This window comes from Puribacter membranae (assembly GCF_055380425.1).
Window position 1 is genome coordinate 350777 of sequence record NZ_AP040167.1, and the last position, 26043, is coordinate 376819.

At 51.9% G+C, this 26043-nt stretch carries 21 protein-coding genes; 12 read left to right on the top strand and 9 right to left on the bottom strand.

All coding sequences use genetic code 11. The features are described 5' to 3' along the window. Positions 1 to 16 precede the first annotated feature (16 nt). Both ACZ41M_RS01640 and ACZ41M_RS01645 read left to right on the top strand, forming a co-directional pair. Positions 17 to 6775: a YadA-like family protein gene (locus ACZ41M_RS01640; RefSeq protein WP_464737498.1), complete on the top strand. Its 6759-nt coding sequence runs from the start codon at positions 17 to 19 to the stop codon at positions 6773 to 6775. A 64-nt stretch (positions 6776 to 6839) separates the two neighbouring features. Continuing rightward, positions 6840 to 7664: an OmpA family protein gene (locus ACZ41M_RS01645; RefSeq protein ID WP_464730590.1), complete on the top strand. Its 825-nt coding sequence runs from the start codon at positions 6840 to 6842 to the stop codon at positions 7662 to 7664. 169 nt (positions 7665 to 7833) lie between these two features. Here the strand turns inward: ACZ41M_RS01645 and dut are convergent, their stop codons facing one another. Continuing rightward, positions 7834 to 8280 carry a dUTP diphosphatase gene (gene dut / locus ACZ41M_RS01650; RefSeq protein ID WP_464730589.1) on the bottom strand — a complete coding sequence of 149 codons (447 nt, stop codon included), beginning with the start codon at positions 8278 to 8280 and terminating at the stop codon, positions 7834 to 7836. 86 nt (positions 8281 to 8366) lie between these two features. On the opposite strand from dut, the gene nudB reads away from it, so the two are divergent. After that, positions 8367 to 8843 (top strand): dihydroneopterin triphosphate diphosphatase, encoded by a 477-nt coding sequence (gene nudB / locus ACZ41M_RS01655; RefSeq protein ID WP_464730588.1) that lies wholly within the window; start codon positions 8367 to 8369, stop codon positions 8841 to 8843. A 67-nt stretch (positions 8844 to 8910) separates the two neighbouring features. On the opposite strand, the gene ACZ41M_RS01660 is transcribed toward nudB, so the two are convergent. Genes ACZ41M_RS01660 through xth form a run of 4 tightly spaced genes read right to left on the bottom strand, consistent with a single transcriptional unit; the run spans position 8911 to position 11075 of the window. Next, positions 8911 to 9234, bottom strand: a complete 324-nt coding sequence (locus ACZ41M_RS01660; RefSeq protein WP_464730587.1) for a DUF4298 domain-containing protein — start codon at positions 9232 to 9234, stop codon at positions 8911 to 8913. Positions 9235 to 9247: 13 nt separating this feature from the next. Further along, positions 9248 to 9685 carry a hypothetical protein gene (locus tag ACZ41M_RS01665; RefSeq protein WP_464730586.1) on the bottom strand — a complete coding sequence of 146 codons (438 nt, stop codon included), beginning with the start codon at positions 9683 to 9685 and terminating at the stop codon, positions 9248 to 9250. A gap of 44 nt (positions 9686 to 9729) precedes the next feature. After that, positions 9730 to 10305 carry a C40 family peptidase gene (locus ACZ41M_RS01670; RefSeq protein ID WP_464730585.1) on the bottom strand — a complete coding sequence of 192 codons (576 nt, stop codon included), beginning with the start codon at positions 10303 to 10305 and terminating at the stop codon, positions 9730 to 9732. After that, a complete protein-coding gene (gene xth, locus ACZ41M_RS01675; protein WP_464730584.1) occupies positions 10302 to 11075 on the bottom strand; it encodes an exodeoxyribonuclease III in 774 nt (257 codons plus the stop codon). The genes ACZ41M_RS01670 and xth overlap by 4 nt, the downstream gene beginning before the upstream one ends. A gap of 217 nt (positions 11076 to 11292) precedes the next feature. Here xth and pstS point away from each other — a divergent pair, with 217 nt between their 5' ends. The 9 genes from pstS (at position 11293) to ACZ41M_RS01720 (ending at position 20913) form a co-directional block, all read left to right on the top strand. Next, a complete protein-coding gene (gene pstS, locus ACZ41M_RS01680; RefSeq protein WP_464730583.1) occupies positions 11293 to 12360 on the top strand; it encodes a phosphate ABC transporter substrate-binding protein PstS in 1068 nt (355 codons plus the stop codon). A 174-nt stretch (positions 12361 to 12534) separates the two neighbouring features. Beyond that, entirely contained in the window at positions 12535 to 13512 is a 978-nt protein-coding gene (gene pstC, locus ACZ41M_RS01685; protein WP_464730582.1) for a phosphate ABC transporter permease subunit PstC, read from the top strand. Positions 13513 to 13526: 14 nt separating this feature from the next. Further along, positions 13527 to 14399, top strand: coding sequence for a phosphate ABC transporter permease PstA (gene pstA, locus ACZ41M_RS01690; protein ID WP_464730581.1), 873 nt, complete (start codon positions 13527 to 13529; stop codon positions 14397 to 14399). Positions 14400 to 14432: 33 nt separating this feature from the next. Next, entirely contained in the window at positions 14433 to 15221 is a 789-nt protein-coding gene (pstB, locus tag ACZ41M_RS01695) for a phosphate ABC transporter ATP-binding protein PstB (RefSeq protein WP_464730580.1), read from the top strand. A 54-nt stretch (positions 15222 to 15275) separates the two neighbouring features. Then, positions 15276 to 15977: a phosphate signaling complex protein PhoU gene (gene phoU, locus ACZ41M_RS01700; RefSeq protein WP_464730579.1), complete on the top strand. Its 702-nt coding sequence runs from the start codon at positions 15276 to 15278 to the stop codon at positions 15975 to 15977. 68 nt (positions 15978 to 16045) lie between these two features. Next, positions 16046 to 16729: a response regulator gene (locus ACZ41M_RS01705; RefSeq protein WP_464732134.1), complete on the top strand. Its 684-nt coding sequence runs from the start codon at positions 16046 to 16048 to the stop codon at positions 16727 to 16729. A 110-nt stretch (positions 16730 to 16839) separates the two neighbouring features. Continuing rightward, positions 16840 to 18276, top strand: coding sequence for a phosphate regulon sensor histidine kinase PhoR (phoR, locus tag ACZ41M_RS01710; protein WP_464730578.1), 1437 nt, complete (start codon positions 16840 to 16842; stop codon positions 18274 to 18276). A gap of 109 nt (positions 18277 to 18385) precedes the next feature. Beyond that, positions 18386 to 19999 carry an MFS transporter gene (locus ACZ41M_RS01715; RefSeq protein WP_464730577.1) on the top strand — a complete coding sequence of 538 codons (1614 nt, stop codon included), beginning with the start codon at positions 18386 to 18388 and terminating at the stop codon, positions 19997 to 19999. An 80-nt stretch (positions 20000 to 20079) separates the two neighbouring features. Further along, a complete protein-coding gene (locus ACZ41M_RS01720) occupies positions 20080 to 20913 on the top strand; it encodes an undecaprenyl-diphosphate phosphatase (protein WP_464730576.1) in 834 nt (277 codons plus the stop codon). A gap of 108 nt (positions 20914 to 21021) precedes the next feature. Here the strand turns inward: ACZ41M_RS01720 and ACZ41M_RS01725 are convergent, their stop codons facing one another. The 4 genes from ACZ41M_RS01725 to ACZ41M_RS01740 form a co-directional block, all read right to left on the bottom strand. After that, entirely contained in the window at positions 21022 to 22785 is a 1764-nt protein-coding gene (locus tag ACZ41M_RS01725; RefSeq protein WP_464730575.1) for a cation acetate symporter, read from the bottom strand. Further along, positions 22782 to 23093 (bottom strand): DUF485 domain-containing protein, encoded by a 312-nt coding sequence (locus tag ACZ41M_RS01730; protein WP_464730574.1) that lies wholly within the window; start codon positions 23091 to 23093, stop codon positions 22782 to 22784. Before ACZ41M_RS01730 ends, ACZ41M_RS01725 begins: the two co-directional genes overlap by 4 nt. Before the next feature lie 331 nt (positions 23094 to 23424). Continuing rightward, positions 23425 to 24033, bottom strand: a complete 609-nt coding sequence (locus tag ACZ41M_RS01735; protein WP_464730573.1) for a 3'-5' exonuclease — start codon at positions 24031 to 24033, stop codon at positions 23425 to 23427. Continuing rightward, a complete protein-coding gene (locus ACZ41M_RS01740) occupies positions 24033 to 25844 on the bottom strand; it encodes a DUF294 nucleotidyltransferase-like domain-containing protein (RefSeq protein WP_464730572.1) in 1812 nt (603 codons plus the stop codon). The genes ACZ41M_RS01735 and ACZ41M_RS01740 overlap by 1 nt, the downstream gene beginning before the upstream one ends. Between the last annotated feature and the right edge of the window lie 199 nt (positions 25845 to 26043).

Sequence of the window (26043 nt, forward strand, 5' to 3'; positions counted from 1 at the left end):
AACCGAATCAGTTGCCATGGGTTCAGCGGTTACTGCAGCGGGTCAGGGCAGTGTTGCCATCGGTTCAAATGGCACTATTGCAGGTACAGCGACCAATAATTATGCGGTTGCCATTGGCCGAAATAACCAAGCAACGGGCAATCAATCTACCGTGGTAGGTAGCAATTCATTTGCAACGGCAAACAACGCAATTGCACTTGGTACTGCGGCCAACGCCACCAATGATGCCACCATCGCTGTTGGTCAGTTAGCCAACGCATCTGCTATTACCTCGACGGCAATTGGCTTCAAATCCGCAGCTTCTCAAGAGGACGCGTTAGCAGTTGGTACTTTCGCCAATGCAAGCGGAATCAGTGCTACGGCATTGGGTGTTAATACCGTAGCAAACCGAGCCGGTACAGTTGCTGTAGGTAATGGTGCTCAGGCAACAGCAGATGGCTCAACATCCATGGGTAATTTTGCCAATGCCAGTGGCGGCTCCAGCGTCGCCTTAGGCAGTAGAGCATTAGCCTCCCAAGCCAACGGTGTTGCGCTCGGCTATAGTGCGCAATCTACGGCGATTAGTGGTATCGCTTTGGGTCAAGCCTCCAAGGCTACAGCCAATTTCGCAACGGCTGTGGGTGTTGGCGCTCAGGCAACCATAGCGAATTCCGTTGCTTTAGGTACCAATAGTGTAACTACTGTTAATGCAGGTGCTGTAGGCTATGATCCATTAACTGCAACCACTTCTACATCTACGGATTCGACTTGGAAAGCAACTACAGCAGCCGTATCGGTGGGTAACGGCACGACTCTAACGCGTCAGATTACCAGTGTTGCAGCAGGTACCAACGATACTGACGCAGTTAACGTGGCACAGTTGAAAAAAGCCTCCATCAAACCCGAAGTCGTAGCCGGCACCAACGTCACCAGCGTGGCTAAAACCACTGGCGCCAACGGCCAAGACATCTACACCGTCAACGCCAACGGCACCACGGCTTCAGCAGGTTCAACTGCCGTGACTGTGACCGCGGGCGCCAAAGACGGCAACAATGTCACCGACTACGCGGTTGATTTGTCACAAGCGAGCAAAGACAGCTTGGCCAAAGCCGACACCGCGTTGCAAGAAGTAGTGACCCAAATTGACGGCACAGCGGTTAAAACCCTGAACAAAACAGACAACACAGCAAACTTTGTGACGGGCGACAACATGGTGTTGAGCGACGATGGTAGTGGTGGTATTAAGATTGCCACAGCCAAAGATGTCACCTTCGATAGCGTTAAAGCAGGTCCTGTAACCATCAACAGCAGCGGCATTAACGCGGGCAATACCCAGATCACCAATGTGAGCAGCGGTGGCACTACCCTGACCAACGCAGCCAACATTGGTGACGTACAAAACGCAGCGGCGGCGGCCAAGACCGAAGTCGCAGCCGGCACCAACGTCACCAGCGTGGCTAAAACCACTGGCGCCAACGGCCAAGACATCTACACCGTCAACGCCAACGGCACCAAGGCTTCAGCGGGCTCAACGGCCGTGACCGTGGCCGGCACCACAGATGCCAACACCAACGTCACCGACTACGCGGTTGATCTGTCACAAGCGAGCAAAGACAGCCTGGCCAAAGCCGACACGGCGTTGCAAAACATCACCAGCATCGACCCCAACCTGACCGTGGGCGCCAAAGACGCCGACGGCAACATCACGCTCGACTTTGCTGATGCACCGACCTTCGCCGGTAAAGTGACCGCCCCGACCTTCGTGGCCAGCGGCGCGAACCCGGTCACCATCAATGGCGCCACGGGCACCATTGGCGGCCTGACCAACACCACCTGGAGTGGCACACCGGTCAGCGGCCAAGCGGCGACGGAAGACCAATTGGCATCGGCCACGGCATCGGCCAAGACCGAAGTGAAAGCCGGCACCAACATTGCCAGCGTGACCAAGGCCGCTGGCGCCAACGGCCAAGACATCTACACCGTCAACGCCAACGGCACCAAGGCTTCAGCGGGCTCAACGGCCGTGACCGTGGCCGGCACCACAGATGCCAACACCAACGTCACCGACTACGCGGTTGATCTGTCACAAGCGAGCAAAGACAGCCTGGCCAAAGCCGACACGGCGTTGCAAAACATCACCAGCATCGACCCCAACCTGACCGTGGGCGCCAAAGACGCCGACGGCAACATCACGCTCGACTTTGCTGATGCACCGACCTTCGCCGGTAAAGTGACCGCCCCGACCTTCGTGGCCAGCGGCGCGAATCCGGTCACCATCAATGGCGCCACGGGCACCATTGGCGGCCTGACCAACACCACCTGGAGTGGCACACCGGTCAGCGGCCAAGCGGCGACGGAAGACCAATTGGCATCGGCCACGGCATCGGCCAAGACCGAAGTGAAAGCCGGCACCAACATTGCCAGCGTGACCAAGGCCGCTGGCGCCAACGGCCAAGACATCTACACCGTCAACGCCAACGGCACCAAGGCTTCAGCGGGCTCAACGGCCGTGACCGTGGCCGGCACCACAGATGCCAACACCAACGTCACCGACTACGTGGTTGATCTGTCACAAGCGAGCAAAGACAGCCTGGCCAAAGCCGACACGGCGTTGCAAAACATCACCAGCATCGACCCCAACCTGACCGTGGGCGCCAAAGACGCCGACGGCAACATCACGCTCGACTTTGCTGATGCACCGACCTTCGCCGGTAAAGTGACCGCCCCGACCTTCGTGGCCAGCGGCGCGAACCCGGTCACCATCAATGGCGCCACGGGCACCATTGGCGGCCTGACCAACACCACCTGGAGTGGCACACCGGTCAGCGGCCAAGCGGCGACGGAAGACCAATTGGCATCGGCCACGGCATCGGCCAAGACCGAAGTGAAAGCCGGCACCAACATTGCCAGCGTGACCAAGGCCGCTGGCGCCAACGGCCAAGACATCTACACCGTCAACGCCAACGGCACCAAGGCTTCAGCGGGCTCAACGGCCGTGACCGTGGCCGGCACCACAGATGCCAACACCAACGTCACCGACTACGCGGTTGATCTGTCACAAGCGAGCAAAGACAGCCTGGCCAAAGCCGACACGGCGTTGCAAAACATCACCAGCATCGACCCCAACCTGACCGTGGGCGCCAAAGACGCCGACGGCAACATCACGCTCGACTTTGCTGATGCACCGACCTTCGCCGGTAAAGTGACCGCCCCGACCTTCGTGGCCAGCGGCGCGAATCCGGTCACCATCAATGGCGCCACGGGCACCATTGGCGGCCTGACCAACACCACCTGGAGTGGCACACCGGTCAGCGGCCAAGCGGCGACGGAAGACCAATTGGCATCGGCCACGGCATCGGCCAAGACCGAAGTGAAAGCCGGCACCAACATTGCCAGCGTGACCAAGGCCGCTGGCGCCAACGGCCAAGACATCTACACCGTCAACGCCAACGGCACCAAGGCTTCAGCGGGCTCAACGGCCGTGACCGTGGCCGGCACCACAGATGCCAACACCAACGTCACCGACTACGCGGTTGATCTGTCACAAGCGAGCAAAGACAGCCTGGCCAAAGCCGACACGGCGTTGCAAAACATCACCAGCATCGACCCCAACCTGACCGTGGGCGCCAAAGACGCCGACGGCAACATCACGCTCGACTTTGCTGATGCACCGACCTTCGCCGGTAAAGTGACCGCCCCGACCTTCGTGGCCAGCGGCGCGAACCCGGTCACCATCAATGGCGCCACGGGCACCATTGGCGGCCTGACCAACACCACCTGGAGTGGCACACCGGTCAGCGGCCAAGCGGCGACGGAAGACCAATTGGCATCGGCCACGGCATCGGCCAAGACCGAAGTGAAAGCCGGCACCAACATTGCCAGCGTGACCAAGGCCGCTGGCGCCAACGGCCAAGACATCTACACCGTCAACGCCAACGGCACCAAGGCTTCAGCGGGCTCAACGGCCGTGACCGTGGCCGGCACCACAGATGCCAACACCAACGTCACCGACTACGCGGTTGATCTGTCACAAGCGAGCAAAGACAGCCTGGCCAAAGCCGACACGGCGTTGCAAAACATCACCAGCATCGACCCCAACCTGACCGTGGGCGCCAAAGACGCCGACGGCAACATCACGCTCGACTTTGCTGATGCACCGACCTTCGCCGGTAAAGTGACCGCCCCGACCTTCGTGGCCAGCGGCGCGAATCCGGTCACCATCAATGGCGCCACGGGCACCATTGGCGGCCTGACCAACACCACCTGGAGTGGCACACCGGTCAGCGGCCAAGCGGCGACGGAAGACCAATTGGCATCGGCCACGGCATCGGCCAAGACCGAAGTGAAAGCCGGCACCAACGTCACCAGCGTGGCTAAAACCACTGGCGCCAACGGCCAAGACATCTACACCGTCAACGCCAACGGCACCACGGCTTCAGCAGGTTCAACTGCCGTGACTGTGACCGCGGGCGCCAAAGACGGCAACAACGTCACCGACTACGCGGTTGATTTGTCACAAGCGAGCAAAGACAGCTTGGCCAAAGCCGACACCGCGTTGCAAGAAGTAGTGACCCAAATTGACGGCACAGCGGTTAAAACCCTGAACAAAACAGACAACACAGCAAACTTTGTGACGGGCGACAACATGGTGTTGAGCGACGATGGTAGTGGTGGTATTAAGATTGCCACAGCCAAAGATGTCACCTTCGATAGCGTTAAAGCAGGTCCTGTAACCATCAACAGCAGCGGCATTAACGCGGGCAATACCCAGATCACCAATGTGAGCAGCGGTGGCACTACCCTGACCAACGCAGCCAACATTGGTGACGTACAAAACGCAGCGGCGGCGGCCAAGACCGAAGTCGTAGCCGGCACCAACGTCACCAGCGTGGCTAAAACCACTGGCGCCAACGGCCAAGACATCTACACCGTCAACGCCAACGGCACCACGGCTTCAGCGGGTTCAACTGCCGTGACCGTGACCGCGGGCACCAAAGACGCGAACAACGTCACCGACTACGCGGTTGACCTGTCACAAGCGAGCAAAGACAGCTTGGCCAAAGCCGACACGGCTTTGCAAAACATCACCAGCAGCGATCCTAACCTGACTGTGGGTACCAAAGACGCCAACGGCAACATCACGCTCGACTTTGCCGATGCACCGACCTTCGCCGGTACGGTGACTGCACCGACCTTCGTGGCCAGCGGCGCGAATCCGATTACGATGGATGGTGGAACTGGAAAAATCACAGGTTTGACGGCGGGTACTTTGGCTTCGGACAGTAAAGACGCAGTCAATGGTAGTCAGTTGTATACTGTGGGCAGCAGCACCGCCAGCTCTTTGGGTGGCACTTCGGCGTTTGATCCGGTAACTGGTAAAGTGACCGCAGGTCTGACCGTGGGCACATCTAATTACAACACTGTTCAAGATGCTTTGAGCGCATTAAACACGGCTGCTAATAAGCACAATACCACGACTGCTGGTACTAATATTGAGGTGGTGGAAACGGCCAATGCTGATGGTAGCAAGAACTATGAAGTCAAAACCAAAGATGACGTGACCTTTACTAAGGTAACGGTTGGTGGTATCACGATGGATGCAGGCACCAATAAGATTAGCGGTTTGGCCAAAGGCACTGTGAGTGCTGATAGCTCTGATGCGATCAATGGCAGCCAGTTGTATGGTGTCTCAAGTTCTATTAAGAATATCTTGGGAGGTAATTCAACCGTGAATCCTGATGGATCACTCACTATGAGCAATGTGGGTGGTACGGGTGAAAACAACATTGATGATGCGATCAAGTCGATTAATACCACGGCCAATAAGGGCTGGAACTTGACAGCCAATGGTGCGAACAGTAGTAATGTCGCTCCGGGTGCAACGGTTGATCTGAACAATACCGATGGCAACATTAAGATCACTAAGACAGGTAATAATGTGAGCTTTGATTTGGCTAAGGACTTGAAAGCGGATAGTTTGACCGTAGGTGATACGAAAGTGGATACCAATGGTTTGACTATTGCTGGCGGTCCGAGTGTCACCAAAGCGGGCATTGATGCGGCAGGCACGAAGATTACCAATGTGGCCAATGGCGCAGTAACAGCTGATAGCAAAGACGCGGTGAATGGTTCTCAACTGTATGAGGTGAAGAATACACTCACTGAAACAGTCAAAAATGCGACGTTCGGTGTTACAGCTCAGGATGGCAACAGTGTGATCAATAATCTGAACAAGACTGTTTCGATTGTCGGTGGTGCAGACAGCGCAGCAGCGGCTTCGGGATCTAACATTAAGACCGTAGTCAAAGATGGCAAAGTCGAGGTTCAAATGGTTGATGCACCGACCTTTACCGGTGAGGTGAAAGCCAATGGCGGTTTGACCGTCGGGGATCATCTGACCGTTAAAGAGGGTACTAAAGTGGATATGGGCGGTAACAAAATTACCAACGTTGCCGCAGGTACTGCTGATACCGATGCTGTGAATGTTGGTCAAGTGAATGCTGCCTTGAATACTGTGAACCAAAATATTACCAATTTGGGTAACAAGCTCAGCGAAGTGGGTAACGAGTCGAAAGCAGGTTCTGCTTCAGCCATTGCCACAGCAAACTTGCCGCAATCTACAATTCCGGGTATGGCCATGACCACAGTTGGTTTGGGTACTTATGACGGACAATCGGCGATTGCAGTTGGTCTGTCGAAGATGTCTGATAACGGTAAGTGGGTCATCAAGGCCAGTGCAACCACGAATACTCAAGGTAAAGTGGGTGCCGGTGTGGGTGTTGGCTTCCATTGGTAATCATTGTCACAGGCCTCCGTGGGCAGAAATGCCCACGGTTGATTGAATAAAATAGGATATTTTTATGAAAAAAATCAATGTGTTGTTGGGAACTTTGGCGGTATCTGTGGGTTTGTTACAAGGTTGCTCCTCTTATGTGAGTTGGGGGCTCAGTGATGATGGCAAGCAAGCCGAGCAAATTATTTTCCCTGACTTGGATAAGGCGTGGCGTAACGATGGCGGTCCGGAAGGTACCTTCCCTGATTTGGCCGATCTGCGCAAAGTGGCTCCTGGTGTGACGAAAGAGCAGTTGTATGGAATGTTCGGAGTACCTCAGTTTGCCGAAGGAATGTGGGGTGTGCGTGAATGGGATTATATTTTCCAATTGCAAGGTCCGAAAGATACCAAACCAACCCTGTGCCAGTACAAAATCATCTTCGATACTGAGTACAAAGGTCAAAGTTTCTATTGGAAGCCTGAGTCCTGTGCAGCGTTGGTTGGCGGCGCATCATCAAATGCGGGTCGTTATACATTGAACAATGAAATCTTGTTCCCGCATAACCGTTCGAGCGTGGCTGATATTCGGAGTGAAGGGCGTGAAGCAGTACGTAACTTGGCGACGAAAATCCAGAATGATTATCAGTCGGTAGATAAAATTGCGGTTGTTGGTTACACAGATCGTTTGGGTTCTGATGCGCACAATTTGGCGCTGTCTCAAGCGCGAGCTAACGCCATTCGCAGTTTGCTGGTGAATGAAGGTTTGGACGCCTCAAAAATGACTGCGGTCGGAGCGGGTGAGTCCAATCCGTTATCTCAAGGCTGCGTGGGTAATACATATACGCCGGCTTTATCGGCTTGCTTGCAAGCGGATCGCCGAGTGGAAATTAATGTCACTGGCCAACGGAAATAAAGCATTCTTTGAAGACGTATGAGCTTGAGTTAATTAAAAAGCTCTGAAGCATTGAAGTTTGAAAGAAAAAACGCCTGATGAAATCCATCAGGCGTTTTTTAGTACGCTTATTCGAATACTTTGAATGAAATTTAAGAAGTTTTAAGTGATGCCGTCATTTGTTTTGAAATTACTTCGTACCGGTACTGCCAAATCCGCCTGTGCCGCGATCGGATGCGTCGAAGTCCTCAACCAGATTGAATTTCGCTTGCACGACAGGGACAATGACCATTTGTGCGATGCGCTCGAATGGCTCGATGGTGAATGTCGTATTACCGCGATTCCAAGTGGAGACCATGAGCTCGCCTTGATAGTCGGAATCAATCAGGCCGACGAGGTTGCCCAGTACCACGCCGTGTTTGTGTCCCAAGCCACTGCGTGGCAGAATCATGGCGGCGTAGTTGGCGTCGGCCAGATGAATGGCCAGACCGGTGGGGATGAGCACGGTTTGACCGGGTTCGAGGGTGATTTTTTCGCTGATGCAGGCGCGAAGATCAAGGCCGGCGCTGCCTGCTGTGGCATAATGCGGCAGTTGGTCTTTGATCAGCGGATTGATGATTTTAATGTCGATGTGCATGGTACAGCCTTTATTTGAATGATATTGAAACCGTGCTATTTTAAACGAAGCGCGTGGTGCGTTCTCTGCTTTTTGGATGATTTTTGATGACGGTTTTTAAGATTCCGCGGTCGGTTTTGGTATTGATTCATACGCCGGATTTGCAGTTTTTAATGCTCAAGCGTGCGCCTAAAGCTGAGTTTGATCAGGATTTTTGGCAGTCGGTGACGGGCAGTTTGGATGCTGTGGATGAGCCGCCGCTGTTGGCGGCCAAGCGCGAATTGTTTGAGGAAACGGGGCTGAATGCGGATGCGTTTGAATTGCGTGATTTGCAGCATGAGGTCACGTATGAGATTTTCGAGCAATGGCGTTATCGTTACGCACCCGGCGTGACAGAGAATGTGGAGCATCAGTTTGCGCTGTGCGTGCCGGATACGAGTGTCGCAATTCGCCTCGCGCCGCGTGAGCATGTGGCGTTTCAGTGGTTGCCGTTTGATCAGGCGGCGGATTTGTGTTTTTCTTGGAACAATGCGGGTGCGATTCGGCGTTTGGCTGCGGAGCTGTCTAATGGCTCGTGCGATTGATGAGGTATAAGGTAAAAATAAGGCGGTCTCGAATGTGAGCCGCCTTTTATTTTGAGCGTTGTGTTTCTTATTGCAGCAAATCAACCAAATGTTTGATCATTTCTTTGCTCTCCCGTTGTGTATCGTCCAACAAATTCCAAATGGTGTCTTGCCCCAGCACCGAGTAGTGGCCTTCGGTGACGGTTTCATCTATGCGTCGTGCCAGATCGGGCTGTTGCTCAATCTTTTCGACATCCAGCATCCAGTCGTTTTGATAATAACTCAGCAGTTCGCTCATACGCTGACGGATGTCGGGCAGGCGTTGGTTGAGTTCTTGCAACGCTTGAATATCGCTGTGTAGTTGTTCGTAGCGTTGCTGAATGTCGTTCAGTTTTTTCTCTAAATCGTTCATGAGTGCCTATGTGTTAGCGTGGCAGGGTGCAACTGCTGTTGATACGGATGCGTGGGTAGGTGGCGTCGTTGGTACGTTGCCACAGGGTTACGCAGTCATTGACATTGAATTCATCACCGGTTTGCACGATGAAGGTTTCGTTCGGGTTGGTTTGCACTGTATAGCGGTACATGACTTCGGGCGAGCTGATTTGACCGAGATTGAAAATTTGTCCCAAGCCGACGTTCACGCCCCAGCCGACATGGCCGCCACCGCCCACACCGACGCTGACATCGACTGGGCTGCTGCGTCGTTGGGAATATTGTTGAATGGTTTGCTTTTGCGTAATTTTGCCGAGGCTGGCGCGCGCATCCGCAGCAGGGGATTTGGAATTACTGTCCGTTGCTGCGCAGGCTACGAGCGTCAGGCTGATGAGGCCGATGCTGAAAATCTGTGTGAGGCGTGTGTTCATGTGGTGCTCCAATGGGCTGAGTGTGGTGTATCGGTTCGATGTGTTTAGCGAATTCGGCGGGCGCCGCTAAAGCGCTTTTGCCAGTAGTCCAAGGTATAGTCTTCGACCCGTACCGCGCCGCCACTGCTCGGTGCATGGACGAAGTAGGTCTGCCCGAGATAGATACCGACGTGTGAGTTGGCTTGGCCGGAAATATTGAAAAACAGTAAGTCGCCTGCTTTGAGATTACCAAAGGAAATCGGCGTGCCGTAGCTGGCTTGTTCAGAGGTGCGGCGTGGTAAATTCAGGTTGAGGGATTTTTTGCTGGCGTATTGAACCAAGCCGGAGCAGTCAAAGCCTTCAGAAGGCGAACTGCCGCCGTAGCGGTAGGGTGTACCGAGAAACTGCATGGCGTATACGGCGACGTCGCGATTGGGTCCGGCGGCGACGCTGACATTTTGCGGGGTTTTGCCTTTGTATTTACCTTGGCGCGAGGGCGCGGTGGTGGAGCAGGCGCTGATGAGCGACACCAAAGCCAGTGACAGCAGTCCGCGGCTTAACCCACTCAAACGGGCGGACGTTTGACTGCTGGTATTCTGTGTTGTGCGACGAGTGGGAATATTGGGGATGGCGATATTCATGTGGCGATGTCCAATTTTGCCCAAACCGGTGTGTGGTCGGAGGGTTGTTCATGGCGACGGGGTTCTTTGTCAATGACACATTCAACGCATGATTGCGCGAGCGGTTGACTCAGGAGAATGTGGTCAATGCGTAGGCCGGCGTTTCGCCGAAAAGCCATCTGGCGGTAGTCCCACCACGAGAAGGATTTTTCGGGCTGCTCAAACAGTCGGAAGGCGTCGGTCAGCCCTAAATCCAAGAGTTTTTGAAAGGCTTCGCGCTCCTGCGGTGAAACCAAATTACAGCCGAGCCATTTGTCCGGGTTGTGTACGTCGATGTCGGCGGGTGCGATGTTGAAATCGCCCAGCAGAGCCAGTTTCGGGTATTTTTTTAATTCTGCCGCGAGAAATTCGATCAACGCGGCCAACCAATTGAGTTTGTACACGAATTTATCACTGTCCAGTGACTGACCGTTGACGATATAGGCATTGACGATGCGTACGTCATTGATGGTGGCGCAGATGACGCGCTTTTGCTCATCTTCGAAATTCGGTAGGTTCTTTTGCACCTCGGTCTGTGCCGTGCGGCTGACGATGGCGACGCCGTTGTACGTTTTTTGCCCGACGAAGCTGACGTGCAAACCCGCATCGGTAAAGGCTTGCTCCGGAAAAACCTCATCGGTCATTTTGGTTTCTTGCAGACACAGCACGTCGGTATCGGTGGTATTCATATAGTCCAGCACTTGCGGCAGGCGGACTTTGAGTGAATTGACATTCCAAGTGGCGATTTTCATATTTTTATCCTTAAACATACAGCCGTCATTATGCCTAAAAACCACAGTCTTAACATGAATGACATTGTTATGTCATTGTCACGAAATTGTCATATTGAGGAAATATAGTGTCGGCAGTTGCATGAATTGGCGAGCTGATGGATGTGTCAGATGTCACGGACGGCGGCTTTTAAAGTATCAAATCATTGATTCAATAGCGTTTTTTTAGGAGAAAACGATGCGAGTAAAGTATTTATTGTCTGGTGTGGCTGCGGTTTTGCTGTCTGCTTCATTGATCGGCTGCGGTGGTCAATCCAGCGGTCAAGCGGGTGGCGATCAAAAAGTAGCCGGCTTGAATGGTTCGGGTGCGACGTTCCCAGCGCCAGTGTATACCAAATGGGCGTCTGACTATAAAGGCGCAACCGGCATGGCGATTAATTACCAAGGCACGGGTTCGAGCGCAGGGATTGATGCGATCAAAAAGAAAACCGTGGATTTTGGTGCAACCGATGAGCCGCAAAAGGGCGATATGTTAGAGAGCAACGGCTTGTTGCAATTCCCTGCCGTGATCGGTGGCGTTGTGCCGGTGTATCACATCGAAGGCGTGGGTGCTTTGACTTTGGATGGTGCCGTTTTGGGTGATATTTACTTGATGAAAATCAAGAAATGGAATGATCCGGCGATTGCCAAATTGAATCCGGGCGCGAAATTGCCTGATTTGGAAATTAAAGTGGTGCGTCGTTCAGATGGTTCGGGCACAACCCATATGTTTACGGAATACTTGTCTCAAGTGAACGAGGGCTGGAAAGCCATCGGCGCGAGCAAAGATCCGAAATGGGAAGCCGGTACGGTCGGCGGTAAAGGTAACGATGGTGTTGCTGCCAGCGTGAAGCAATTGCCGGGTGCGATTGGCTACGTAGAGTACGCTTATGCGAAGAAAAACGGCATGCCAGCGGCCTCATTGGTCAACAAGGATGGCAAAGTGGTTGCGCCGACTGCTGAGTCGTTTGCAGCGGCTGCGGCCAACGCGGACTGGAGCGCTAAGCCAGGCATGGGCATTTCTTTGAATAACCAAGCGGGTGAAAAAACTTGGCCGATTACCGGTGCGACCTTCATTTTGATGCACAAAAAAGTGGATAATGCGAGCAAATCGGCTGAAGTATTGAAGTTCTTTGACTGGGCATTGACCAAAGGTCAACCTCAAGCGTCAGCTCTGGAATACATTCCGTTGCCGGATGCAGTCGTAGCGAAAATCAAGGAAAGCTGGAAGCAAATCACGGATGCTTCGGGCAAACCGGTGATCTAAACGTCGATCAGCCTTTTTCATAGAGGATGAGCGATATGGAAAAAGGCTGGATGGCTTGTCCATTCCGGCCTTTTTTCTCAGTTGGCTTGATTTATTAGCGGCAATGAAGTCATTAAATAATAAGTAACAATGCAGCACAATTTCGATTGAATTACGATTGAACTAAAGGGTGATATGGTGAATAGCACACAGAGCGGCGCAAAAAACGACACATCGGTCGTGGTGTCGAAAATTCATCCGAATCCGTGGGTGGACAAAGGATTTAAATGGCTGACCGAGGCGAATGCTTGGTTGGTCTTGATTTTATTGGTGGGCATTATCGTCTCGCTGATTTTCGGCTCTTTGCCGACTTGGGAAAAAGAGGGCATACGCTTTTTGACCCGCGAGGAGTGGGATACGGCTGCGGGCAGTTTTGGTGCGCTCGGACCAGTGGCGGGAACGCTGATTACCTCGGGTATTGCGATTTTTTTGGCTTTGCCGGTGAGTATTGGCATTGCCATGTTCTTGACCGAATTGGCGCCAGCGTGGCTGCGTCGCCCATTGGGCACGGCAATTGAATTGCTCGCAGCGATTCCGTCGATTATTTACGGTATGTGGGGCTTGTTCGTGATTGCACCGCTATTTATTAAATACATCCAGCCGTTTTTGGCGGGTACCTTGGGCAAATTGCCGGTGATTGGCACGCTGTTTTCAGGCACGGCGCTGGGTGTCGGTGTGTTGACCGCCGGTGTGGTGTTGGCGATTATGATTGTGCCGTTCATTACAGCGGTGTTGCGCGATGTATTTAGCCTCGTGCCGCCGATGCTCAAGGAGTCGGCGTATGGTTTGGGTGCGACGACGTGGGAAGTGGTGCGTAATATCGTGATTCCGCATACGAAAATCGGTATGGTCGGCGGCGTGATGCTCGGTCTGGGGCGCGCGCTGGGCGAAACGATGGCGGTGACGTTTGTGATTGGTAATGCACATGGTTTGAACTGGTCGTTGTTTGCGCCGGGTAACAGTATTGCTTCAACATTGGCCAATGAGTTTAACGAAGCCAGTTCGGATGAACACCGCTCGGCTTTGTTGGCCTTGGCCTTGGTGTTGTTCCTGATTACGACGATTGTGCTGGCGTTTGCGAAATGGTTGATTTCGCGCAACCAGCAGCATTGATGGCGGAGAATAAGATGAATATTGAACAATTGATGAGTAACCCGCTGTACCGCCGTCGCAAATGGACGAATATCATGATGTTGTTTTTTGCCGGTGTGGCGATCGTGGTTGGTCTGTTTTGGTTGGCGTGGATCATGTGGACGCTGTTTTCCAAAGGTTTGGTGGCTTTGAGTCCGGCGCTGTTTACCCAAATTACGCCGCCTGCGGGTGAGACCGGCGGTGGTTTGGCCAATGCGATTGTCGGCAGTGTGTTGATGGTGCTGGTGGCGACCTTGGTGACGACGCCGATTGGGGTTTTGGCCGGTACGTATTTGGCTGAATATGGTCGCAACAATCGCTTGACCCGCACGGTGCGCTTTATCAACGACATTTTGTTGTCCGCACCATCGATCGTGGTCGGTATGTTTGTGTTCTTGGTCGCGTATTACGGTTTGGGTTTGCGTCAAAATGCGTATTCAGGCTGGGCGGGTGCATTTGCGTTGGCAATCATCATGCTGCCAGTGGTGGTGCGCACGACGGACGATATGCTCAAACTGGTGCCGAACACTTTGCGTGAGGCCGCAGTGGCGCTGGGTACGCCGTATTGGAAAATGATTTTTAAAATCGGTTATCGCGCGGCGCGCACAGGGATGTTGACCGGTCTGTTGCTTGGTGTGGCACGCATTTTCGGCGAAACCGCACCTTTGTTGTTCACCGCATTTGGTAATAATTTCTGGAATACCAATATGAATGACCGTATGGCGAGCTTGCCACAGGTGATTAACCAATTTGGTCTGTCGCCGGATGAAAACTGGAACAATCTGGCTTGGGGCGGTGCGATTTTGATTACCTTGCTGGTGCTGTTGATCAACATTGCTACGCGCTGGTATTCGTCTCGCTCTGAATAATTGACATTGAAGATTTAAACAAGAAGGATAACTATGACCACCACGACTACTGTGAATCTGGCCAATGAAACGCCGAAAATCGAGATTAAAAATCTGGATTTTTACTACGGTAAATACAAAGCACTGAAGAACATCAATCTGACCATTCCTGAAAAAAAGGTCACGGCCTTCATCGGCCCGTCGGGTTGCGGTAAATCGACGTTGTTACGCACGCTCAATCGGATGTTTGAGCTGTATCCCGAGCAGCGTGCTGAGGGCGAAATCAATTTTGAGGGCGAGAACATCCTCAAATCGAAGCTGGATATCGCCATTTTGCGTGCGAAAATCGGCATGGTGTTTCAAAAACCAACGCCGTTCCCGATGAGCATTTATGAAAACATTGCCTTTGGCGTGCGTTTGTTTGAAAAAATGTCCAAAGGTGAAATGGATGAGCGCGTTGAATGGGCTTTGCAAAAAGCCGCGCTGTGGACTGAGGTCAAGGATAAATTACACCAAAGCGGTAACGGCTTGTCCGGCGGTCAGCAGCAGCGTTTGTGTATCGCGCGTGCGATTGCGGTCAAACCGGAAGTGATTTTGTTGGACGAGCCGTGCTCGGCGTTAGACCCGATTTCTACGGCAAAGGTGGAAGAGCTCATCATCGAGTTGAAAGAGGATTACACGGTGGTGATCGTGACGCATAATATGCAGCAGGCAGCCCGTGTATCGGACTACACAACTTATATGTATTTGGGTGAGATGATTGAGTTTGGCGAGACACGCCAGATGTTCATGAAACCGGCGCGCAAAGAAACCGAAGACTATATTACCGGTCGTTTTGGTTAATCAGATCCGCTGGGTTCGCTGTACAGATAAAAATTGATAGAAAAGGAAGACACAATGGGCGTACATACTTCAAAAAATTACGAGGTGGAATTAGAAAATCTACGCACACGCGTGATGACGATGGGCGGACGCGTGGAAAGCCAAGTGCGTTTGGCGATCCTGTCCTATAGTGAAGAAGATATTCAGTTGGCGCAACAGGTTTTGCTCACTGAGCGCGAAATCAATCAGGAGCAATTGGCGACCGATCAAATGTGTTCCGAGGTCATTGCCTTGCGCCAACCGGCGGCGAAAGACTTGCGCCTGTTGCTCGGCGTGATTCGCACGATTTCGGATTTGGAGCGCATTGCCGATCAAGCCGCGAAAATTGCCAAATTGGTTATTCGCAATGAAAATCGTGGCTCTTTGCCGCGCATTCACGGGATTTTTCAGGCAGCGGAAATGGCTATGACCATGTTGCGCAAGGCCTTGGACGCATTCACCCGCGAAGACGGTCCGGCAGCGCGCGAAGTCATGGGCAGTGATTCGGCTTTGGATCAACAGTACATCGCCAGCATGCGCCAACTCATCACTTACATGATGGAAGACCCACGCACGATTAGCGCGGCGCTGGATGACCTGTGGGTGGCCAAGGCCGTTGAACGCATGGGCGATCATGCCGAGAATATCGCGGAAGTGGCGATCTACATTGCAGAGGGCGAGGACGTGCGTTATAGCCAGGAGCATCCGGATCAGGTCAATCAGATCGATCAGGATTAATCCGGCTTATGTGTTTTCACATGTTTGAACAGCTTTAATTGTTTAAAAAATAAGGACGAGCGGTGAATATTCAGCCTTTGGCTCTGGTGGTGGAAGACGAAGACGATATTGCGACTTTGCTGGAATTTAGCTTGAGCAAAGCGGGCTTTAGCGTGGAATGGGCGAAAAATTTGCAGGAAGCCCAAACCTGCGTGAAAAAAATCCTGCCCGATGTGGTCGTGTTGGACTGGATGCTGCCCGACGGCGACGGCGTGACGTGGCTGAACCAGTTGCGTGCGAATGAGCGCACCCGATATTTGCCGGTGCTGATGCTCACCGCGCGCGCGCAGGAGGCGGACAAGCTCAAAGGGCTGGAAGGCGGGGCGGATGATTACATCACCAAGCCATTCAGTCCGAAGGAGCTGCTCGCGCGCATCAATACCGTGCTGCGTCGCGCCGCGCCGCAGCATGTGGAGCAAGTGATTGAGTTTAACGGCTGCCTGCTCAAGGATGACGACCACACCCTGTCCAAAGGTGATGTCGTTGAAAACATAGGCAATACCGAATACAAATTGCTTAAGTTTTTTGTGACGCATCGCAATAAAACTTACAGCCGTGCGCAATTGCTCGATATGGTTTGGGGCGACCATGTGTTCATCGAAGAGCGCACCGTCGATGTGCATATTTTGCGGCTGCGCAAGATTTTGCAACGCTTTGGCGTAGAAGAAAGCCTTGAAACCGTGCGTGGAATCGGGTATCGTTGGCAAGAATAAGGCGGGGCTTGTCTGTTTGACTGAGCCTGCGTCAACAAAACTGCACAAACTGCAAAATCCACGAACCGATTGGTAAAGCGAGCGTTGCTTTGCCTCCTAAATGACTTGTGATGTCGAATAATAAAAAGCTTTTTCCCGATATAAATCTGAATGATTCTGCCGAAGAATCTTACGCGCATACCTATCAGCCCGTTTCCTTTTTGCGTTCAGCGCTCGTTCCGGCGATCATTTTGAGTGTGATCGTGGCCGTGATGTCGATTTTTCTGCCATTTTGGGCGGGATTGTTGTTGGTCATTGCTTTTTTACTGTGGAGTTTGGCCGCGCATTACCGCGAATTAAAGCGGTTTGCGTTATGGTTGTCGTATCCAAAAAGCCAAAACGTACCCTCGGGGCATGGCGTGTGGACTGATATTTTTGCCAAACTTTATGCGCTGCGGCGCATGGATGAAAAGCACGAAGCGCAATTGGCCGAATGGTTGGCGCGCTTTCAAAGCACCATGAGCCATTTGCCGGATGGTGTGGTGCTGATGGATAAACTAACCAATTTGGAGTGGACCAATCCGGTGGCTGAAGAGCATTTCCAACTGGATTTGCAGCGCGATTTGGGCACACGACTGGTGCATTTGGTACGCGATCCCGAGCTGGTCAAAGTTATTCAATCTCAAAAATACAATCAACCGTTCAAACTCAGGTATATGGGGCTGTCTTTGGAGTTGCAACTGATTGATTTTGAATCGGATCGCATTATCTTGGTGAGCCGCGACATTACCGAAACCGAGCGAGTCGATGCGATGCGGCGTGACTTTATTGCCAACGCTTCTCATGAGTTGCGTACACCGCTCACCGTAATCAGCGGCTTTTTAGAGCATGCACAGGAGGCGCCGGATATGCCTTTGACACAGCGCATGCAACAGCTTGGTTTGATGCGTCAACAAGCCGATCGCATGACGGTGTTGATTCAGGACATGCTGATGCTGTCGCGCTTGGAGTCGGATGTGCATGTGGATGCGCAGATGATTGACATGCCGGCATTGATTAAGCAGCAGCTTCAAAGTGCCGAAATTTTATCGGCTGGACGACACGTCATCCACAGTCAAATCGAGAACCTTGATTTGCAAGGCAGTGAGCAGGAAATCGCCAGTGTGGTGGGTAATTTGCTGTCCAATGCGGTGCGCTATACGCCGGAAGGTGGCGAAATACGGCTGGCGTGGGGACGTAATGCGCAGCAGCAACCGACCTTGGTGGTGAGTGATACGGGGGTTGGTATCGCTCCCGAATATCTACCACGGCTGACTGAACGCTTTTATCGTGTCAATACTGCGCAGTCACGCGCGACCAAAGGCACGGGCTTGGGGTTGGCGATCGTGAAGCATATTTTGATTCGCCACCATGCACAATTGCGCATCGAATCGGCGGTGGCGCCGTCGCCTCATCAAGGCACCACGTTTGTCGCCACATTCCCGATCAAATTTCCGGTCTCAACGGTGGTCAACAGTGCGAATTCTGTTGTCACAGCCGTAAGGAATACCGTTCGATCAACCGTTTGATTACGGCATATTTGGATTTCAATCCTTGCTTGGACTCATCAATTGAATTTGGTTCGATTCTGATGTGTTAATATGCTTTTTCTGCCGTTTATTCTCAGCTCATTGAACCATGTCGATCCCTCGCTATCATAAAAAAGTCATTTTTGCGTCCTCTCTGGGTACGGCCTTTGAGTGGTATGACTTCTATTTGTACGGCACGCTGGCAGGCATTTTGGGGCAGCACTTTTTATCGGGCTACAATCCGACCGCTGATTTCATCGTGACGCTGATGCTGTTTGCCGTCGGCTTTGTGGTGCGACCATTCGGCGCGCTGTTCTTTGGTCGCTTGGGTGATATGGTGGGGCGCAAGCACACATTTTTGGTCACCATTTTGATCATGGGTTTGTCCACGTTCATCATTGGTTTGTTGCCGACTTATGACGCGATTGGCGTTGCCGCGCCGATTTTGCTGATTGCCCTGCGTATGCTTCAGGGGCTGGCGTTGGGCGGTGAATATGGGGGTGCGGTCACATATGTGGCTGAACATGCGCCGCCCGATCAGCGTGGTCGCTATACCGGCTGGATTCAGGTGACGGCGAGTTTGGGTTTGTTGTTGTCGTTACTGGTGACCAATGGCATACGTTGGTTGATTGGTGAGGAAGCATTTTTTGCGTGGGGCTGGCGCATTCCGTTTTTGGCCTCGATGTTATTGCTTGGTTTTTCTATCTGGTTGCGCTTGCAATTGGATGAATCGCCATTGTTCGTTCAACTGAAAGCCGATGGCTTGGTGACTTCGCAGCCGCTGAGGGACTCGTTCGCCGATGGGGCGAATCTGAAAAAGGTGTTGTCGGTGATGTTCGGTCTGTGTGCGGGGCAGGGTGTGATTTGGTACACCAGTCATTTTTATGCCTTGTTCTTTTTAACGCAGAGTTTGAAATTGCCCGCATCTCAGGCGCAGATGATGATGATTGTGGCGCTGTTTTTGGCTTTGCCCAGCTTTGTTTATTTTGCCGGTCTATCGGATCGGATTGGCCGTCGGCCGATCATGATCGCGGGATGTTTTTTGGCCGCGTTGTTGTACTTTCCGATGTTTAAGGCTTTGGCGTTTGTGGTCAATCCGGCTTTGGATCAGGCGCAAAAACATGCGCCGGTGGTGGTTTTGGCCGATCCGGCGCGCTGCTCGTTTCAATTGAATGTGCTCAATACCAATGCGCGCAATGTGTATTCGTGCGATATTGCCAAGACTTTTTTAACGCAATCCGGCATTGCGTACAGCAATCAAGCCGCGCCGGCAGGCATGGTGGCGCAGGTGATTATCGGCAGTGAGGTGGTCGAGGCGTACGAAGGCGGTCAGCTCAATTCACGACAAAACAGTGTGTTGTTTAAGCAGAATATTCAGTCTGCCTTAAGTCGCGCCGGCTATCCTTTGCAAGCGGATCATACGGCGGTCAGTGAATTTTGGGTCATATTGATTTTGTGGGCGATGATTATCCCCGTGGCGATGGTTTACGGACCCATGGTGGCATTGCTGGTAGAGATTTTTCCGACGCGGATTCGTTATACCTCGATGTCTTTGCCGTACCACATTGGTAATGGTTGGTTTGGTGGGATTTTGCCTACCGTGGCATTTGCAATGGTGGCGGCGACGGGCAATGTGTTTTTTGGCCTGTGGTATCCGATTGCGGTTGCGATTTTTGCGGGGCTTCTGGGATTTTGGGTTCGCTTGCCGAAGGCGAGTGAGTGAAGGAATGTCTTATAATGACGTTTTTTGATTGGTTTGGATTGATGCTTTTGCCCAGTTTGGGCTTTTTTAATGGATGATGTATGGATTTGATTTCGATGTTGCAGGCGGCGATCATGGGGATTGTCGAGGGCTTGACTGAGTTTTTGCCGGTATCGAGTACGGGACATTTGATTTTGACCGGTTCTTTATTGGGCTTGAAGGGTGAATTCTGGCGTTCGTTTGACATGGCGATTCAGTTTGGTGCGATTATGGCGGTTATTTGGGAGTTTCGTGAGCGCATTACTCGGGTTGTCTCCGGTTTGTTGCGGCAAAATCCGGCGGATTGGCGCTTTGCGATCAATGTAGTCATCGCCTGTATTCCGGCAAGTTTTTTGGCTTTGCTGTTTGAAAAGCAAATTAAGGGGTATTTGTTCAATCCGGTGACGGTGGCGGTGGCCTTGATTGTCGGCGGTTTTGTTATTCTGTGGGCGGAGCGCCGCCAAACACCTGAATCAGTGCGGGTGCAGAGCATGGATGAGATGACGATGCTGGACGCTTTTAAAGTAGGCATTGCGCAGATTGCGGCGCTAATTCCGGGGACGTCGCGCTCAGGTTCAACGATTATCGGCGGTATGCTGTTTGGTCTGAGCCGTCAGACGGCGACCCAATTTTCGTTCTTTTTGGCGATCCCTATTTTATTCGCGGCTTCGGTCAAAGAGTTGTTCGGTATACGCGATATGCTCAATGCGCATTATTTGACTTTGTTTGCTATTGGGTTTGTGTTCTCTTTTATCAGCGCTTTTTTGTGTGTGCGTTGGTTGTTGCGCTTTGTCAGTCAGCATAATTTTAATGGTTTTGCTTGGTATCGCATTGTATTTGGTCTGGTGATTTTGGCGACTTGGGCTTTGGGCTGGGTTGATTGGGCGCAAAAATGATGTGTTTATGAGTTTGTTTGCACCATAAAAACCCCCGATAATAATCGGGGGTTTTATATTTGCATGGGTGAGAACAAGAATGAAATCTAACCCATGGCTTGTGTAGGCTTAGTGACCAGATACACCTGATGCACCGATACCTGTTTCTGAACGAACTTTCTGGGCAGGATAGCCAGCGCGGTCAATGGCCGCACGAGCACTCTTGTCAGTGATCGAGAAGAACCAGATTGCGACGAACGCCAAAGTCATGGAGAACAACGCAGGTGAGGTGTACGGGAAGATTTCTTTTGCGTTGTGGAACACGTCTACCCAAACGGATTTAGACAGAACGGTCAACACCACAGCCGTAATCAAACCGATATAACCACCAATCGTCGCGCCGCGAGTGGTACAGTCTTTCCACAATACGGACATGAACAGGACTGGGAAGTTGGCAGAAGCAGCAATCGCGAACGCCAGTGATACCATGAACGCGATGTTTTGTTTCTCAAACGCAATACCCAATACCACGGCAACCACACCCAAAACCAAGGTGGTGATGCGCGATACTTTCAACTCGGTTGCGCTGTCGGCTTTACCTTTTTTGATCACAGTTGAATACAAGTCATGTGACACAGCCGATGCACCGGACAGAGTCAAACCTGCTACTACTGCCAAGATGGTTGCGAACGCTACGGCAGAGATGAAGCCCAAGAAGATGTTGCCACCAACGGCGTTGGCCAAGTGAATCGCAGCCATGTTACCACCGCCTTTGAGCGCGCCTTTTGCATCGAGGAATTCAGGATTGGTCAATACGAAGGTGATCGCACCGAAACCGATGATGAATGTCAGGATGTAGAAGTAGCCGATCCAAGTGGTTGCCCAGAATACAGATTTACGTGCTTCTTTCGCATTAGGTACGGTGAAGAAACGCATCATGATGTGTGGCAGACCCGCAGTACCGAACATCAAAGCCATACCGAAAGAGATCGCAGAGATCGGATCTTTGACGAAGCCACCTGGCCCCATGATGGAGAAGCCTTTGGCAGCAGCGGCAGCAGCAGTTGAGGTAGCCAAAGCAGCAGGGTCTGCGCTTGGGTTAGCCTTCAATGCTTCAGCAATCATAGCTTTTTGAGCCAGAACGGTTTTGATTTCAATCGCTTTGGCAAACATGGCACCTGGATGGAAGCCGAATTCGAGCAATACCATAAATGCCATGAATGATGCACCGGAGAGCAACAAACAGGCTTTAATGATTTGTACCCAAGTCGTGGCCGACATACCGCCGAACAATACATAGATCATCATCAATGCGCCAACGATCACAACCGCAAAGATGTATTCCATGCCGAACAGCAATTTGATCAACTGACCGGCACCGACCATCTGAGCAATCAGATAGAACGCTACAACGACCAATGTAGAAATGGCGGCAAAAGTACGAATCGGTTTTTGCTCATAGCGATACGCGGCCACGTCAGCAAATGTAAACTGACCCAAGTTACGCAGACGCTCTGCCATCAAGAAGGTAATCACTGGCCAACCGACCAAGAAGCCGATGGAGTAGATCAAACCGTCAAAACCGGTATTCATCACCGCAGCGGAAATACCGAGGAACGATGCCGCAGACATATAGTCACCGGCAATTGCCAAACCGTTTTGGAAGCCGGTGATACCGCCACCGCCGGTGTAGAAGTCTGCTGCTGATTTGGTACGACCCGCCGCCCATTTGGTAATGAACATGGTCAGAATCACGAACGCAATGAACATGAAAATGGCTGTCCAGTTGGTCGCTTGTTTATCTGCCTGACCCAAGTCGCCGCCAGCAGCCAAAGCCACAGAGCCGACCGAAGCCAATAGCAAGCCGATCAATAAATGATTGGTTTTTTTCATTGTTGCACCTCTTTACGCAATGCCTCAGTCAAGTCATCAAACTCAGTGTTTGCGCGACGAACATAAATACCGGTGATCACGATTGTGAACAGCAGTACAAATAGGCCAATCGGTAACGCGTAGGTCATCACGCTGTCGCCGATACGTTGTGACATGAATCCCTTGCCAAACGCAACCAGTAGGGTGAAGCCATAATAAACGATCATCATCAATGCGGTTAAAAACCAACCGTAAGATGAGCGTGTTTTGACCAATTTTTGATACGTTGGCGACGCATTGACTCGTGCGACCAAATCGTCATCTTTCATTTGTCTACTCCTATTTTAATCATATGATGGAATTCGTCTAAGTCGTGCTTACGAACTCAGGCAAACTTTGTGGATTGAATGTGTAGCTAGATGCATGAACTACCCGACAATCTATGCGTAGAATACTGACAGTGCCTTACGCTTTACTTACTGGATAAATTGTGTATTTTTCTGTTTTTACTGAAAATATCGTCAGATAGCGGAATTAGTCAGCGATTTGTTGAACGTTATGGTCAATCAGCCGAACGGATGTTCGGCTGATGGGTTGTAATTGACTGTTTTGATGCTTGTTTATATCGGTATTGATTGCTGAGACACGATTTATGCCGCTTTAATTACCACCTTGTGCTTGCAGCGCCAAATACATCAAAGCCACATTGATCGAGTCATTCAATGCGTCATGGCGAGGAAGGTCAGGAAAGTTGAGCTTTTTAATGATGGAGGCCATGCGCAGATCGACATAGCCATCCTGTACCCGTTTGACCTCCTGATCGTAGTACAGCGCGGAGACTTCGATCTGCTTTTGCGGCAGGGTGATGCCCAAGAGCGGTTTGAGAAACTTATTCACCATCGCTACGTCGTATTCCAAATAGTAGCCGACCAGCGGGCGACCGCCGATGAAATCGAGTAACTGCAAAATGGCGTCTTGCACCGGAATGCCGTTGGAGACATCTTTGGGACGCAGGCCATGAATGGTGACGTTGGCCGCTTGCATCACGCCTTCGGGTTTGACCAAAACGTAAAATGAATCGCTGGTTAGAACCTTATTGCCACGGATTTTGACTGCGCCGATGGAGATGATTTCGGCTTCCTTGACATTCAGGCTGGTGGTTTCGCAGTCAAAGCTGACCAACTCGTCGGGATGCTCCTCAAACAAGTGGGCGTATTTCGGGTCGGTTAGCTTGCGTTGGCTCCAGGAGCGACGAATGGACTCAAACATTATGCGTTCCCCAGATGAAAGTGTTGGCGAATTTTGGCTTTGAAGCGTTTGACCACTTGCAATGCATCTTTGAGTAGGTCGCGCTCCAGCGTACTCATGTTGTTGGTATCCAACTCGTTCAGATCCTTGTCGCTCGCGCCGAGGCTGAGGGCTTCCAAGCCGGATTTGAGACGAATGTCCATCATATAGGTGAGCGCTTCGCCGACGTCTTTGGCCAGTGCTTCGTCCAAAATGCCTTTGTTGGACAATTGGTGCAGGCGGTCAAAGGTGTTGGTTTCCTCCAAATGTGCTTCGAGGCTCAATGCGCGTGCGCCATGTACCACAGGGAAAATCCCCATTTTTTTGATGTTCATCTGGGTTGAAGTGTCACGATTGAGTAGCTGCGAGAAAAAGCCGCTGCTGTGGTGGTCGAACATTTCTACCGCACGGGCAAAGCCCATGAGCATAGCCGCATCGTTGGTCATTAAGCGGTTGAGGTATGTCTGTGCCTCGGTCAGTAATGAGTCGTCGCCCGCAACCGGTTTGGCGTCAATGAAAATCGCCAGATTCATCAGCGCATCAGGATTGGGTTTGGTGCACCATTGGAAAATCATTTCTTTGAATCGTGCCAGCGGTTTGCGCCATTCAGGGTTATTCACCATGATTTTGCCTTTGCACGGCGGGTAGCCCAGACGGGTGAGGGTGGCGGAGAACTCGTCGGCGGCGATGCGTGCGGCTTCAGGATCGGCGCCTTCGCCGAGAATTAGCGCGTTGTCCTGATCGGTTTTGAGGATTTGCTCGCCGCGTCCTTCGGAACCCATAACAATCAGACAGGAGTTTTCGTACAGTTCGGTTGGGGCGATCAGACGCCATGCTTTTTCAAATAAGCTGGTGTTGAGCACCTGCATCAATTGTGCCAATTGCGGTGCGCGTACACCGCTGCTGTGCAAAATTTGGATCGAATGCGTCATCTGGTCGGCAATATCGACCAAGTCATCGACATTACTGGCTTTGTCCAAACGCTGCGCCACCAAATGCGAGTGGTTGGAGAAGTAGGCCAATACGTCAATCTGCTCCAATGCGCCGATCGGCTTGCCTTTTTCGGTCACGACCACGCGCTGAATTTTGAACTGGGTCATGCGCAGCAGGGCATTGAACACATAGTCGTCAATATCAATCGAAATCAGCGCAAACTGTGTCCATTTGTGCAGCTCCTCGCTGGTGGGGGCGCCTGCAATCACGATGTCGCGAAAGGCGGATTCGGTGAACAAGCCGATTTGCTCGCCATGCTGAATCAAAATCGATTTGGTTTTGTTATCCTTCATGGCTTGCGCTGCTTGCAAAATCGTATCGGTACCTTGCAGCCACGTCGCATTGTGGCGGTAGGCATCGCGCACGCGGGCGGTAATCAGACTTTCCATTTCCTGCGTGTTCTTATTGCGCGCCATACTGGAGAGTTTATCGGCTACGCTGGCATAAAAATACGCACCGAAGCGCGGATTGGATTCCATCAGCTCGGTGATGGTCGCTTTTGGAATGGTGTAGACCAGCGCTTGCTCCTGCACAATGAAACGGTGTGCGCTGTGTCCTTCCACCAAGGCGCGCGCTTCAAACGTATCCTGCGCGTGGTACAGGCCAACCACTTCGTCGCCGATGCTCACCTCGCGTACCAGACCTTTGATAATCACATACAAAAATTCAACCGGCTGATCGGCCTCGATGATCACATCCTCATCGTTGAAAAACGCGATGTCAACGGCCGACTGCAATTTGGCGCGCTCGGCACCGTTTAAAAATTCATAAGGCGGGAAATTAAAATCAAAGCGTTCCATAAGGTCTCCGAGGTTGTGTAATGCACGAGCGTTCAAGCGGTTGTGGTGCAGATTGTCATGACTGAGGCTCGCTGTGTGTCAAATGATGGATCACAAATTAAATTATTCTCGCATAATCCCACACAAAATATAAGGGGATTGTGGATGCGCACGCACATATCTATCTTTTGGGCATCATGTGCATCATGCTTTGGATGTT

Excerpts from the sequence above, each read along its gene's own strand:
- pstC (WP_464730582.1), top strand. The coding sequence starts at position 12,535 with ATGGTGAATAGCACACAGAGCGGCGCAAAAAACGACACATCGGTCGTG.
- ACZ41M_RS01660 (WP_464730587.1), bottom strand. The coding sequence starts at position 9,234 with ATGAACGATTTAGAGAAAAAACTGAACGACATTCAGCAACGCTACGAA.
- ACZ41M_RS01725 (WP_464730575.1), bottom strand. The coding sequence starts at position 22,785 with ATGAAAAAAACCAATCATTTATTGATCGGCTTGCTATTGGCTTCGGTC.
- pstS (WP_464730583.1), top strand. The coding sequence starts at position 11,293 with ATGCGAGTAAAGTATTTATTGTCTGGTGTGGCTGCGGTTTTGCTGTCT.
- ACZ41M_RS01735 (WP_464730573.1), bottom strand. The coding sequence starts at position 24,033 with ATGTTTGAGTCCATTCGTCGCTCCTGGAGCCAACGCAAGCTAACCGAC.
- ACZ41M_RS01640 (WP_464737498.1), top strand. The coding sequence starts at position 17 with ATGGGTTCAGCGGTTACTGCAGCGGGTCAGGGCAGTGTTGCCATCGGT.
- dut (WP_464730589.1), bottom strand. The coding sequence starts at position 8,280 with ATGCACATCGACATTAAAATCATCAATCCGCTGATCAAAGACCAACTG.
- ACZ41M_RS01715 (WP_464730577.1), top strand. The coding sequence starts at position 18,386 with ATGTCGATCCCTCGCTATCATAAAAAAGTCATTTTTGCGTCCTCTCTG.
- phoR (WP_464730578.1), top strand. The coding sequence starts at position 16,840 with ATGTCGAATAATAAAAAGCTTTTTCCCGATATAAATCTGAATGATTCT.
- pstA (WP_464730581.1), top strand. The coding sequence starts at position 13,527 with ATGAATATTGAACAATTGATGAGTAACCCGCTGTACCGCCGTCGCAAA.
- ACZ41M_RS01670 (WP_464730585.1), bottom strand. The coding sequence starts at position 10,305 with ATGAATATCGCCATCCCCAATATTCCCACTCGTCGCACAACACAGAAT.
- ACZ41M_RS01740 (WP_464730572.1), bottom strand. The coding sequence starts at position 25,844 with ATGGAACGCTTTGATTTTAATTTCCCGCCTTATGAATTTTTAAACGGT.
- xth (WP_464730584.1), bottom strand. The coding sequence starts at position 11,075 with ATGAAAATCGCCACTTGGAATGTCAATTCACTCAAAGTCCGCCTGCCG.
- ACZ41M_RS01665 (WP_464730586.1), bottom strand. The coding sequence starts at position 9,685 with ATGAACACACGCCTCACACAGATTTTCAGCATCGGCCTCATCAGCCTG.
- ACZ41M_RS01645 (WP_464730590.1), top strand. The coding sequence starts at position 6,840 with ATGAAAAAAATCAATGTGTTGTTGGGAACTTTGGCGGTATCTGTGGGT.
- pstB (WP_464730580.1), top strand. The coding sequence starts at position 14,433 with ATGACCACCACGACTACTGTGAATCTGGCCAATGAAACGCCGAAAATC.
- ACZ41M_RS01720 (WP_464730576.1), top strand. The coding sequence starts at position 20,080 with ATGGATTTGATTTCGATGTTGCAGGCGGCGATCATGGGGATTGTCGAG.
- nudB (WP_464730588.1), top strand. The coding sequence starts at position 8,367 with ATGACGGTTTTTAAGATTCCGCGGTCGGTTTTGGTATTGATTCATACG.
- phoU (WP_464730579.1), top strand. The coding sequence starts at position 15,276 with ATGGGCGTACATACTTCAAAAAATTACGAGGTGGAATTAGAAAATCTA.
- ACZ41M_RS01730 (WP_464730574.1), bottom strand. The coding sequence starts at position 23,093 with ATGAAAGATGACGATTTGGTCGCACGAGTCAATGCGTCGCCAACGTAT.